Here is a 12,476-nt window from a genome sequence, read left to right as displayed (position 1 = left end):
TACTTTTGCATAAAACCGTATTCATTATGAGATTCTTATATCGACGAAACATTTTTGCCTGTTTATCATTCCTGTTTATGACTGTTGCGGCGTCTTACGCCCAGGAGGGAAAAATTAACATCAGGCAGGATGCCAAAGTGGAGAAACTACTTGCGGCAAGGACCGAACTCAACGAGGACGACAGTACTGCGGAGCGTTATCGCATCCAGATATACAACGGCAACCTGGAAGGGGCCCAAAAGGAACAATCCTCTTTTAAGGAAGGTTTCGACATCGATTGTGACATCGCATTCAAAACACCAACATACCGCGTGTATGCCGGAAAATTCAGGACACGGCTCGAAGCAGACCGGCACCTGATAAAAATAAAGAACAAGTATCCCAGCGCTTTTATCATAACGCCGTAGTTTTAGTTCGTAGTTCGTAGTTCGTAGTTTTTAGTTTTTAGTTTTCAAACTCCGAATTCTGAACTTACAACTGGTTCATAATTGTCATTCCGACCGTAGTGCCTGCCGGTCGGTAGGCGGGGAGGGATTTCCGGTGCTTCCGTAATGCTCTTGAAGTTCCTTTGGACCGGGACGGGGACTTCGCTGCGCTTCACCATGACAATTCACAATTCCAGTCTCATACCCAGAAAAAACAAAGGGCTGTCCCCTTCATGAGACAGCCCTTTCTTATTCTGATACGACTCTGATTCCTATTTCAGGCGTTTCTTCACCTCCACTTCGTGGAACGACTCTATAATATCACCTTCCCTGATGTCGTTGTAGTTCTTGATCTGCATTCCGCAGTCATATCCTTTCGACACCTCCTTAACATCGTCCTTAAAGCGTTTCAGAGAAGACAGTTCGCCGGTAAAGATCACAACGCCGTCCCGGATCAGGCGGATACCCGAGTTCCGGTATATCCTGCCATCGGTAACCATACACCCGGCAATGGTGCCGACTTTCGATATCTTGAATGTTTCCCGTATTTCTGCAGTTCCGGTAACCTCCTCCTTAAGCTCGGGAGAAAGCATTCCTTCCATCGCATCCTTGAGGTCGTTAATGGCATCGTAAATGATCGAATAGGTACGGATATCTATTTCTTCCTTATCGGCTACGGAACGTGCATTCCCCATCGGCCTGACATTAAACCCGATAATAATGGCGTCGGATGCCGAAGCCAGCAATACGTCAGACTCGGTAATGGGACCTACCGCCTTATGTATGATATTGATCTGTATCTCTTCCGTAGAAAGCTTCTGGAACGAATCGGTAAGTGCCTCTACCGAACCGTCCACATCCCCCTTGAGGATAATATTGAGCTCCTTGAAGTCGCCCAGCGCAATACGCCTTCCGATCTCGTCGAGCGTAATATGACGCTGTGTCCGTACCGTCTGCTCCCGTTGCAGTTGTGTTCGTTTCGTAGCGATCTGTTTCGCCTCTTTTTCATCCTCAAAAACGTGAAACTTGTCACCTGCCTGCGGGGCACCGTCAAGCCCCAGAATGGAGATGGGTGTGGAAGGTCCTGCCTCTTTTACGGCTTTCCCCCGTTCATCCTGCATGGCCTTCACCTTACCACTGTGCCTTCCGGCCAATACGTAATCTCCCACACGGAGCGTACCTGCCTGTACCAGTATGGTAGCTACATATCCCCGTCCCTTGTCCAGGAAGGCTTCCACTACCGTACCGCTGGCTATTTTGTCAGGATTGGCTTTCAGTTCCAGTATCTCGGCTTCAAGCAATACCTTTTCAAGCAGTTCATTAACGCCCTGCCCGGTTTTCGCCGAAATATCCTGCGACTGTATCTTGCCTCCCCAATCTTCTACCAGGAGGTTCATCGAGGCCAGGCGTTCTTTGATCTTGTCCGGGTTTGCCGTAGGCTTGTCTACCTTGTTTATGGCAAACACGATAGGCACTCCCGCCGCCTGGGCATGACTGATGGCCTCCTTGGTCTGGGGCATCACGTCATCATCTGCCGCAACGACTATAATGGCAAGGTCGGTAACCTGCGCACCCCTGGCACGCATTGCCGTAAACGCCTCGTGTCCCGGTGTATCGAGGAAGGTGATTTTCTGCCCGTCGGGAAGTGTAACCCCATAGGCCCCGATATGCTGAGTGATCCCCCCGCTTTCTCCGGCGATGACATTCTCGTGCCGGATATAATCCAGAAGCGAAGTCTTACCGTGGTCTACGTGCCCCATAACGGTTACAATAGGCCCCCTGGGTTTCAGTTCTTCCGGACGGTCCTCTTCCTCGACGATGGACTCCTCAATATCCGCAGTCACGAATTCCACTTCATACCCGAACTCCTCGGCCACGATACTGAGGGTTTCGGCATCGAGCCGCTGGTTCATGGTCACCATGATACCCAACGACATACAGGCCGATATAATACTGGTGGTAGGGATATTCATCATGGTGGCCACCTCGGCCACAGTAACGAATTCCGTCACCTTCAGCACCTTGCTTTCCAGTTCCTGCTGTGCGAGATCATCGGCAGATTTCTGACGGTGGCTGTCCCGTTTTTCCCTTCTGTACTTGGCTCCCTTGGACTTGCTGGTTTTTCCCTGAAGTTTTTCCAGGGTTTCTCTTACCTGCTTTTGTACTTCTTCGTCACTGGGCTCTACCTTATCGGCAACAGGCTTTCTTCCCTTTCTCTTCTGGTTTCCTCCGTGCTGCCTGTTATTTCCGGCATTGCCCCCTCCGCCGGGACCTTCTTTACTTATTCTCTTCCGTTTGCGCTTGCGGTCTTTGTTCCCCTGCTTGTCATCATTACCATTCTGCCCTGAAGGTTTTTTCTTTTTGGGCCTCTCGAACTTGGAAAGATCTATTTTCTCACCGGTCACCTTGGGCCCGGAAAGCTTCTGATACTGTGTTTTAAGCTGCTCGCTTTCCACTTCCTCGTCCTGCACAATAACTTTTCGGGTCACTTTCTCCTCTTCCGGCGCTTCCGCGGTTTCCTTTACCGGCTTGTCTTCCTCCTTTACCGGCAGGTCCTTTTTTTCGGGCGTATCGGTGCCCTTCCCCTCTCCGGTATCGGCAGACGGTTCTTTTCTTTCTGCTACAGGTTCTTCCTTCACAGGCTTTTCTTCTTTGGTTTCAGGGCTTTCAGCCACAGGAGTGCTCTTCGTATCGCCCGTTTCCTCCGGAGCCCGGGAGATCGCTGTTTTTTCTTCCTCGACCACCTCTTCCTTGTGCTCCTCTTTCTTATCGTTATCGTCAAGATCAATTTTCCCGACCGTTTTAGGTCCGGATATATTCGCTTTGGCCTTAATGATCTCCTGGCGCTCCTGTGCCTGGCGCTTCAATTCCTGTTCCCGTTCGAGCTCCTGACGGATGGCTTCCTTCTCTTTCCTCTTCTCTTCACCAACCTCCTTGGAAGCAACCTTTTTACTCTTGTCCGTCTGAAACTCTTCCAAAAGCACCTGATACACTTCTCCGGATATTTTGGTCGTGGGCCTGGCTTCCACTTCATATCCTTTGGAAGACAGGTATTCCACAGCCCTGTCCAGCGAAATGTTCAGTTCTCTCAGCACTTTATTAAGCCTCAATGTTGCGTTTTCAGCCATAAATATTTTTTTAATCCTCTTATTTTTATTCTGCCCCGATCAAAGCGGTATTGTTGTGATGCCAGGATAAACAATCGGCTTCGGCATGCGTTCAAAGCCCGGAAAACAACCGGCCCCGGTACGCAGAACCATTGTTAGTCCTCAAACTCTTCCTTGAGGATGCGTTTTACCTCCAGAATGGTTTCTTCTTCCAGGTCGGTACGCTTCAAAAGATCCTCTACATCCTGGTCAAGCACACTCCTTGCAGTGTCGAGCCCTATTTTCTTAAATTCATCAATAACCCACTGCTCTATCTCATCGGCAAACTCGGTAAGTTCCACATCTTCTTCCACGCCTTCCCTGAATACATCGATCTCGTACCCCGTAAGGAAACCGGCAAGCCTGATATTATACCCCCCTTTTCCGATAGCCTTGGACACCTCTTCCGGTTTCAGTATTACCTCTGCCCTCTTGTTCTCTTCATCGATACTGATAGAAGTAACTCTCGCCGGGCTCAGCGCCCTGCTGATAAACAACTGCGGATTGCTGGTATAATTGATCACATCGATATTCTCATTCCCGAGCTCTCTCACTATACCGTGTATCCTGGACCCCTTCATTCCCACACAGGCACCTACCGGATCTATCCTGTCATCGTAAGAATCTACCGCCACCTTGGCCTTTTCTCCGGGTATCCGCACTACTTTCTTTATGGAGATCAAACCGTCAAACACTTCCGGGATCTCCTGTTCAAACAGTTTTTCCAGAAAATCGGGAGATGTTCTGGACATGATGATGGTAGGCTTGCTCCCTTTGAGTTCCACATTTTCAATGATCCCTCTCACATTCTCTCCCTTGCGGAAAAAATCGGAAGGAATCTGTTTTTCCTTGGGCAATACAATCTCATTACCTTCATCGTCCAGCAAAATAACAGCTTTATGACGAATATGATGCACTTCTGCAGTATAAATTTCACCTATAAGGTCCTTAAACTGCTTATATATGGTCGTATTGTCGTGTTCGTGGATCTTGGATATCAGATTCTGACGCAGCGCTAAAATAGCCCTTCTTCCCAGATCTACCAACTTTACTTCTTCGGAAACATCCTCTCCCACTTCAAAATCCGGTTCTATTTTTCTCGCATCGGTCAGGGAGATCTCCTGGTTCGGATCTTCCACCTCATCGTCGGCAACAACTACTCTGTTTCTCCATATCTCAAGGTCTCCCTTATCGGGATTGATAATAATGTCAAAATTGTCATCAGAACCGAATTTCTTTTTCAATGCATTCCTGAACACTTCCTCCAGGATCGCCATCAACGTCACACGATCTATGAGTTTATCATCCTTAAACTCTGAAAACGAATCGATCAATGCAAGATTTTCCATGTCAAAAACTTAATAGTTAAAATGTTATGATCACTTTAGCCCCGGAAATATCCGAAAAGGGGATCTCCTTTTTCACGGTTACCGTTCTTTTTCCCTTTCCGACCGGTTTGGGCTCCCGCTGTTTCCACTGCAATTCAATCCCGTCTTCCCCGATTGCGGTCAGGTTGCCCTCTACGGTCTCTCCCGAAGCTGTTTTTACGTTTAATTTTCGTCCAATATTCTTATTGTACTGCCTTTGATGCACCAGGGGCTCTGTGGCTCCCGGAGAGGTCACTTCCAGCGAAAAGTCGGTTTCCTCCCTGTCCAGTCCGCCTTCCACAGCCCTGCTTACCGAAATACAGTCATTCAGGGACACTCCTTCATCCCCGTCTATTACTACCTTGATCTGGTTATCTGCCGAAACGGTAAGACTGATCAGGAACAGCGATCCGTTTTCCGCCAGGGCCTCTTCCAGAAGGCTTTTAACTCTTTCCTTCAACATCAGTAATCTTTATAAAAAGAGGGGACTCAAGTCCCCTCCAAAAATTTTCTCTTTTTCAACGGCGCAAATATACGACTTTTGATTTACAAATAACAATTGAAAGCCAATAAATTACCATATAAAAAAGTCCGATACGGGAGAAAGTACGCAAAGGCTTTCCGGTTTTTGCCGGAATTCCTATTTTAGCAAAAACCCTTGTGACATGGAAAAACATCGATGTGGCTGGTGTGTGGGAGATCCGCTTTACGAAAAATACCACGACGAAGAATGGGGAGTCCCCGTATATGACGACGCTACCCTGTTCGAATTCCTCATTCTGGAGACTTTCCAGGCAGGGCTGAGCTGGATCACCATTCTGCGCAAGCGGGAAAATTTCAGAAAAGCCCTGGACAATTTCGACTACCGGAAAATAGCCCGTTACCGGGAAGACAAGATACTGGAACTCCTGGCCGACGAAGGCATCATACGCAATAAGCTAAAGATACGTGCCACGGTAAGCAATGCCCTTGCCTTTATAAAGATACAGGACGAATTCGGCAGTTTCAGTAACTACATCTGGGGGTTTACCAACGGAAAACCCATCCGGAACACCCTTTCCGACTATCGTCATGCCCCGGCCAATACGCCGCTTTCCGACAAAATCAGTAAAGACCTGAAAAAAAGGGGATTCAAATTCGTAGGGACTACGGTGATCTATGCGCATATGCAGGCTACGGGAATGGTCAACGACCACGAGGAGCATTGCTTCCGTTATCACGAAGTACAGCAGGCATAGCCGTGGCATGCCGTTTTTCTTTTATCCGGATGTCCTGTTTTCGCCTGTCAGCATCCGGATAAAAGCATTCCTCGGTATCTCCCTTGCCCCGAGACTGGCCAGGTGTGCCGTATATACCTGGCAATCTACAAGCTTGTAATTTTCCTTTTTCAGTTTTTCCACCAGGGTAATAAATCCTGCTTTCGAAGCATTGCTCACCTTGGAAAACATGCTTTCCCCGCAAAAAACATGCCCCAGGTCTATACCGTAAAGCCCTCCCGCCAGCTCGTCTTCCTGCCACACTTCTACCGAGACTGCAAATCCCGATTCGTGAAGCCGGATATACGCTTCTTTCATTTCGCGTGTAATCCACGTGTCGTCCTGATCTTTTCGGGATACACTCGCACATTGCGCTATGACAGCAGGAAAATCGCGGTTGAACGTAATCTCAAAGCTATTGCGTTTCAACACCTTTCGCATACTTGAAGACACCCTGAGATCTTCCGGAAAAAGCACCATACGCGGATCGGGGCTCCACCAGAGAATGGGATCTCCTTTACCGAACCACGGGAAAATACCGTGACGGTATGCGAGCAACAGGCGTTCGGAAGACAGATCGCCTCCGACTGCCAGCAGCCCCTCTTCCGAGGCCAGTTCTACCGGCGGAAACACTAAATCCTTATCAAGCAAATACATAGAAAATGTATCTAAAACATCTCAATTCGTTAAAAAAATATTTTATCCTTTGATATTAATTTTTTTTTATACATATTTGTTCTGTCTTTGTGAACATTTATTTTTCATCATTGCTTTTTGAGTTTATCACAAAGGCAAACCTAAAACCACAACATTAAGTCCCGATACAACCGTCGGGACTTTTTTTATGTGCAGAAATGACCTTTTCTATTGTCATTCTGAGCGAAGCCGAAGAATCCCGACCCAAGATCAAAGGAAATTCAACAGCATAACGGCAAGACCCGAGATTCCTTCCCATGGTCGGAATGAATTCCTGTCATTCAGACCGCAGGGAAGAATCTCCAACCCGGCCCGAAGGAACCTCAACAGCACAACGGAGCAAAAGAGATTTAACTGCGTTGAGCCCTTCGGGGTTCTCCTATCGTCGGAATGACAAAACCACTACAAACATAGGATGACAAATCCTTCCTTCCTTTAAAACGGCAGATCGTCGTGTTCCTCTTCGTTAAAATCGTTTGCGGGCTCAAAAGCATCGGAGGGGGGTACCGGCGGCATTCCTCCCGAAGACTGTTCGGGCTGCAGGCTTTCTATGCGCCATCCCTGTATGGAATTAAAATACCGGGTCTCTCCCTGGGGGTTTACCCATTCCCTTCCCCTGAGGTTGATTCCAATCTTCACCGGCTGCCCTACCTGAAAACTGTTGAGCAGCTCGCATTTATCCTGAACAAACTCTACCAGGATATGCTGCGGGTACTGTTCTTCCGTAGTCACGACCACCTCTCTTTTCCTGAAGCCGTTACTTCCGTAGGTCTTGGTCTCATCGATCAGTTTGATTCTTCCTTGAACTTCCATAAATACTATACTTTATCGTTATTTCATTCGTCTTTTATACACCCTCTTAAATCTCAAGGGGTCCCGCCGGCACTCCCCGGGATTTTACAACAGAGCGGTACTGTCTTTCCTATTCTTTTACAGCCTGCTTACCGACACCGAAATCAGTACTTCCGTACCGGGGGGCCAGCAATAACTTCCAGGCAGACAACACATCGTTGTCCCTGAGGAACTCACGGGCCCTCTCATGTATCCGGTTCTCATCATCCGAACTCAACACGCCCCTGATCTCTACCGATGCGTTCACAAATTCCAGGATGTCATCCTCGTCCGGCAATACCTCTATATTTCCCAGCATGCCCAGGTCGTTCCCGGTAAGCACCTCGCTGTACCTTATCTCTTCCGGGATGCTGTCTACACCGATCCCGAGCGAAGAAAGAGGTTTCGGTATTTCAAAAAAGCCATCCCTGGCCCGCGAATAAAAACTACCTCCTGCTCTCGATACCAGGTCTATTTTATACTGGTCTATATGCCCGCTGTCGTCCAGCACCTCTTCCCTGACATGCATTTTCACAACCTCACAGATCACAAGATTCCCGGCCCCTCCTTCCGTCCCCAGGGGCACAACATCATTGACCCGGCACTCAAACTGTACGGGGGACTCTGCCACCCGGAACGGCCTTATAAGGTCCGAGGGCAGCATGGTCAACCCCGATTTCACAAATTCGTTGACCCCCTCGGGATATTCCGTACTCGACAACGAAGCCTGGTAAACCAAGTCGTAATTCACCACATTGATCACCACTTCCCTGATCTTCCCGATATTCTCCAGGGTGTGTTTCGTCGTATTGTCCCTTACCCTCCGGCTCGGCGAAAAGATCAGTACGGGGGGATTAGAACCGAACACGTTAAAAAAACTGAACGGTGAAAGGTTCGGAACCCCGCCTTCACCTATCGTACTGGCAAAAGCTATGGGCCTTGGCGCCACGGCACCGAGCAACAAGGCGTGAAACTTTGCCGGGGGAACATCTGTGGGCGCTATGGAATACATACTTCTTTTTATAAAAAACAAAAGTAATTAAACATTGAGAGAAATAAAATCTTTGCGGAATTTTAGAATTGCTTTTTCTTACCGAAAGCCCGGAGACCCCTCCCCCTGACTCATACCCGCAGGCTCAGCAACCAGAGGCCGGGACAAGGACAAGCCCCGACCGGGAGCCGGGACAAGGACCGCGGTCGGAATGACAATCCGTTCCGGGCTGATCGTTCCGGACTCCGGGGCCCATTTCCGTACCAAACAAATTTTAACCCGGTATCAAAACAATATTTTTACTGCTTTTACTTTATATTTATGGACTTATCCGGAATATCGATGATATCTGTTAAAAATAGAAGCATAACGAAGTGGATCCTGATAGGCATGTCGGTATTGATAGTCTCCCTGATTCTTTGGAATACCTACGTTTTCTTTCAGCGTTTCAAGGAAGAAGAGCGGATAAAGATGAAAATATGGGCAGCGGCCCAGGCCGAGTTGCTGCAGACTTCCGACCTGGAAAAGGACCTGGGCGAATTACCGCTCCAGGTACTCACCAATAACACGAGTACGCCCATGATCCTGGTAAACATCAACGGCATCATCACCCCGGGAAACATGAACGAAAAGGTCATCAGGGACCCGGAAGAGATCCAGCGCAAAATACGGGAGTTTTCCCGGGAAAACGAACCGCTGGACATCAGCTACAAGAACGAAAAACTCGCCACGCTGTATTACGGAAATTCCGAGGTACTGACCAAACTCAAGTACTATCCCATAGCCCTGATCCTGATCATCATTCTCTTTATAGCTGTGATTCTTTTATTCTACCAGACCTCCAGGATCTCAGACCAGAACAAGCTGTGGGCGGGCATGGCCAAGGAAACGGCCCACCAGATAGGTACCCCCCTGTCTTCACTGGTAGGATGGTCGGAAATTCTCAAGGGCCAGGATACCGATCCGGCCATTATCGAGGAGATAGAAAAGGATATCACCAGGCTGCAGATCATCACCGACCGCTTTTCCAAAATAGGATCTACCCCGGTACTCTCCGTACTCGATGTGGTAAAGGAATCACGGACGTCTTTCGAATATCTCAGGGAGCGCAGTTCCAAACTGGTGTCTTTCGAACTTATCGCCCCGGAGCATCCCATCATGGCCAGTATCAACCCCCAGCTCTTCAGCTGGACCATTGAAAACCTCGTAAAGAATGCCATAGATGCCATGAAGGGGAAAGGGGACCTCAAAATGGAAATAAAGGATTCGGGAAAACAGGTGATCCTCCTGATCACCGACAGTGGAAAAGGAATCCCGAAAAACCTCTACAAAACCATATTCTCCCCGGGGTTCACCACCAAAAGAAGGGGGTGGGGATTGGGACTGTCACTGGTACAGCGGATCATAGAAGACTATCATGAAGGGAAGGTAAGGGTATTGCATTCCGATATGGGAAAAGGAACGACCATGCAGATTACGCTAAAAACCGTTTTTTGACGTTTAATAAAAAATACAACCCGTACAAACCATGTCTTTAGAAAAACGCATTGTCATCAAGGAAGCCAGCCTGGCCAATAACTGCCCGGAATGCTACACCGATTCGGGGCTCTCCCTTGTCTTTTACCAGAAACACATACAAACGCCCTGGTACAAAAAAACCACGGGGGAAGTAACGAGCACCCTGCAATGTAAAAAGTGTAAATCCACCATTTACCCGGTAAAATGGACGGAAGACATAGAACGCGTCATCGACTATTACACCAAAACCGTAGTTCCGAAAAAAAGCCGTTTACAGCTTACCGGAAGGTCATATTACACCATAGCCTTCCTGCTGCTGCTCATCGCAGGGCTGTTTGCTGCATTTTATTACTCCGGTCATTACCGGGAGGTTTTTACAACTGCTCCCTGATCTTTGCGGCAAGCTTGCGAAATTCCTCTTCGGTCATCGACACCTTGTGCTGAAAGGTCATTTCCTTCATGTCGTTAAGAGGGATAAGATGAACGTGCACATGGGGCACTTCCAGCCCCACAACGGCCATTCCCACCCTTTTGCAGTCTACCGACCTCTCCAGTGCCATCCCTACCTTCCTGGAAAAGGCCATAAGCCCCAGGTAGGCATCTTCGTCAAGCTCCAGTAATTTATCTGTCTCCTTTTTGGGAATACACAGGGTATGCCCCCTGGCATTGGGATTAATGTCCAGAAATGCAAAATAGTTTTCGTCTTCCGCTATTTTATAGCAAGGGATCTCCCCCTTGACGATCTTCGTAAAAATGCTACCCATAACCGATACTGTGATTTATTGGTTTCTACCCGATAATCAATATTTAACTCCGAAGCTTGCCCCGAATTCAAAAGATTTGTCAAATTAATACCTCATGGACCTGCCCTGAGGTAGTTTACTCCCGGCACCGGTATGAGTCAAACTGAAAACAGCTGCATACCCCCGGCGGTTGATCCTGATAAAAATAAAAAATCCTTTTCTGAACCCGGTCAAAAAAGGACTTGCTCTTCAAAAAAAACAGCCCTATTCCCTGCTGATCTCCAGGACTTCGAATTTCAATGTTCCGTTGGGTACCTGGATCTCGGCCACATCGCCGACTTCCTTCCCCAGCAATCCTTTTCCTATGGGTGAACTCACCGATATCTTGCCACTTTTGAGATCGGCTTCACTTTCGGCCACCAGGGTATATTTCATTTCCATGCCGTTTGCCTGGTTTTTTATTTTTACCGTCGACAATACCAGCACTTTCGAAGTATCCAGCTGCGACTCGTCGATAAGCCTCGCATTGGCCAGCAGTTCTTCCATTTTGGATATTTTCATTTCGAGCAAACCCTGAGCTTCCTTGGCAGCATCATACTCTGCATTCTCAGACAAATCCCCCTTGTCCCGGGCCTCGGCTATGGCCTGGGAAGCCCTGGGCCTCTCCACACTTTTCAGCTGATCCAGCTCATCCCTGAGCTTTTTCAGCCCTTCAGCCGTGTAATAAGATACCTTACTCATAACTTCATGGTTTTAAATACAAAAAAATCCCCTTCTGAAGAGGATTCATAGCAAATATACAAATTTTTAATCACTGCCAGTATTTAAAATGCACCGGCACCGGTGGCTTCGATACATTCCGACCGGCCTGTCCCGAGCATCGGGGAGGCCGGAACACTCAGCCACCTCAAGGCATCGCACAACTCAAACTCATCATCACATTACCACATTGGCACATTACCACATTGGCACATTATCACATTGGCTCATTACCACATTAATTATTATACACTCTTATCCTATTGCCGCTTACCTGTGTCTGGTAAAACAACAGGTCGTAAGTACGCTCTTCAGTGTCTTCGGGACGGTTGATCATCTGGCCGTTAAAGAGGTTGTATTCATAATCGTCGCACGGACAGATACAGTTGGTCCCTCCCTTGATCTCCATGGTCGAACATTCGTTGGGGGAATGGTTCGGGCAGCTGGCTTCCCAGGCGTAATATCCCGCTCCGGTATTGATGACGAATATCCCCCTGAGCCCTACCCCCTCGTTGCCGATGTATATGGCATTGCCGGGAGTGGTAAGGCCGTTGTACAGCGGGAGGTTCAGGTTGACGTCATAACTGAATTCCAGTTCTACGAGATACGGATTCCGGGCACTCTTGTCATCACTACAGGAGACGAGGAAAAGCACCGTACAAAAGCTGAAGACTGCGATAAAGGTTTTCACGTGTATGGATTTTAATGGTTTCGGAAAGGCGTTGTCAAGCCCCGGATAAAGTT

The 12,476-nt window shown here is 48.2% G+C and carries 13 protein-coding genes; 4 read left to right on the top strand and 9 right to left on the bottom strand.

Annotated elements, in window-relative coordinates:
- Window positions 1-26: 26 nt before the first annotated feature.
- The gene (locus DN748_RS13095; RefSeq protein ID WP_112372277.1) at window positions 27-407 is read left to right on the top strand and encodes an SPOR domain-containing protein; all 381 of its coding nucleotides are present in this window, start codon (window positions 27-29) and stop codon (window positions 405-407) included.
- A 290-nt stretch (window positions 408-697) separates the two neighbouring features.
- Here DN748_RS13095 and infB read toward each other — a convergent pair whose 3' ends face one another.
- The 3 genes from infB to rimP form a co-directional block, all read right to left on the bottom strand.
- Window positions 698-3,553 (bottom strand): translation initiation factor IF-2, encoded by a 2,856-nt coding sequence (gene infB / locus DN748_RS13090; protein ID WP_112372276.1) that lies wholly within the window; start codon window positions 3,551-3,553, stop codon window positions 698-700.
- A gap of 134 nt (window positions 3,554-3,687) precedes the next feature.
- Entirely contained in the window at window positions 3,688-4,920 is a 1,233-nt protein-coding gene (gene nusA, locus DN748_RS13085; protein ID WP_112372275.1) for a transcription termination factor NusA, read from the bottom strand.
- A 16-nt stretch (window positions 4,921-4,936) separates the two neighbouring features.
- Window positions 4,937-5,401: a ribosome assembly cofactor RimP gene (rimP, locus tag DN748_RS13080; RefSeq protein ID WP_112372274.1), complete on the bottom strand. Its 465-nt coding sequence runs from the start codon at window positions 5,399-5,401 to the stop codon at window positions 4,937-4,939.
- A gap of 202 nt (window positions 5,402-5,603) precedes the next feature.
- On the opposite strand from rimP, the gene DN748_RS13075 reads away from it, so the two are divergent.
- Entirely contained in the window at window positions 5,604-6,176 is a 573-nt protein-coding gene (locus DN748_RS13075) for a DNA-3-methyladenine glycosylase I (protein WP_112372273.1), read from the top strand.
- A gap of 21 nt (window positions 6,177-6,197) precedes the next feature.
- Here DN748_RS13075 and aat read toward each other — a convergent pair whose 3' ends face one another.
- From aat to DN748_RS13060, 3 genes are all read right to left on the bottom strand, one after another.
- Window positions 6,198-6,851 carry a leucyl/phenylalanyl-tRNA--protein transferase gene (gene aat, locus DN748_RS13070; protein WP_112372272.1) on the bottom strand — a complete coding sequence of 218 codons (654 nt, stop codon included), beginning with the start codon at window positions 6,849-6,851 and terminating at the stop codon, window positions 6,198-6,200.
- A gap of 474 nt (window positions 6,852-7,325) precedes the next feature.
- Window positions 7,326-7,703 carry a DUF3127 domain-containing protein gene (locus DN748_RS13065; RefSeq protein ID WP_112372271.1) on the bottom strand — a complete coding sequence of 126 codons (378 nt, stop codon included), beginning with the start codon at window positions 7,701-7,703 and terminating at the stop codon, window positions 7,326-7,328.
- Between the two features lie 109 nt (window positions 7,704-7,812).
- Complete coding sequence (locus tag DN748_RS13060; RefSeq protein WP_112372270.1) at window positions 7,813-8,733, bottom strand: flavin reductase family protein; 921 nt, start codon at window positions 8,731-8,733, stop codon at window positions 7,813-7,815.
- 321 nt (window positions 8,734-9,054) lie between these two features.
- Here DN748_RS13060 and DN748_RS13055 point away from each other — a divergent pair, with 321 nt between their 5' ends.
- Complete coding sequence (locus DN748_RS13055; protein WP_112372324.1) at window positions 9,055-10,209, top strand: sensor histidine kinase; 1,155 nt, start codon at window positions 9,055-9,057, stop codon at window positions 10,207-10,209.
- Between the two features lie 31 nt (window positions 10,210-10,240).
- Window positions 10,241-10,621, top strand: a complete 381-nt coding sequence (locus tag DN748_RS13050) for a hypothetical protein (RefSeq protein ID WP_112372269.1) — start codon at window positions 10,241-10,243, stop codon at window positions 10,619-10,621.
- Here the strand turns inward: DN748_RS13050 and DN748_RS13045 are convergent.
- From DN748_RS13045 to DN748_RS13035, 3 genes are all read right to left on the bottom strand, one after another.
- Complete coding sequence (locus DN748_RS13045; RefSeq protein ID WP_112372268.1) at window positions 10,605-10,994, bottom strand: HIT family protein; 390 nt, start codon at window positions 10,992-10,994, stop codon at window positions 10,605-10,607. The two genes, DN748_RS13050 and DN748_RS13045, sit on opposite strands and share 17 nt — an antisense overlap.
- 243 nt (window positions 10,995-11,237) lie before the next feature.
- Window positions 11,238-11,714 (bottom strand): transcription elongation factor GreA, encoded by a 477-nt coding sequence (gene greA / locus DN748_RS13040; RefSeq protein ID WP_112372267.1) that lies wholly within the window; start codon window positions 11,712-11,714, stop codon window positions 11,238-11,240.
- Window positions 11,715-11,970: 256 nt separating this feature from the next.
- Window positions 11,971-12,423, bottom strand: coding sequence for a Rieske (2Fe-2S) protein (locus DN748_RS13035; protein WP_236636863.1), 453 nt, complete (start codon window positions 12,421-12,423; stop codon window positions 11,971-11,973).
- Window positions 12,424-12,476 lie beyond the last annotated feature (53 nt).

Origin of the sequence: Sinomicrobium soli (assembly GCF_003285545.1) — a bacterium.
Classification (GTDB): Bacteria; Bacteroidota; Bacteroidia; order Flavobacteriales; family Flavobacteriaceae; genus Sinomicrobium.
This window is presented reverse-complemented; position numbering and strand designations above follow the sequence as displayed.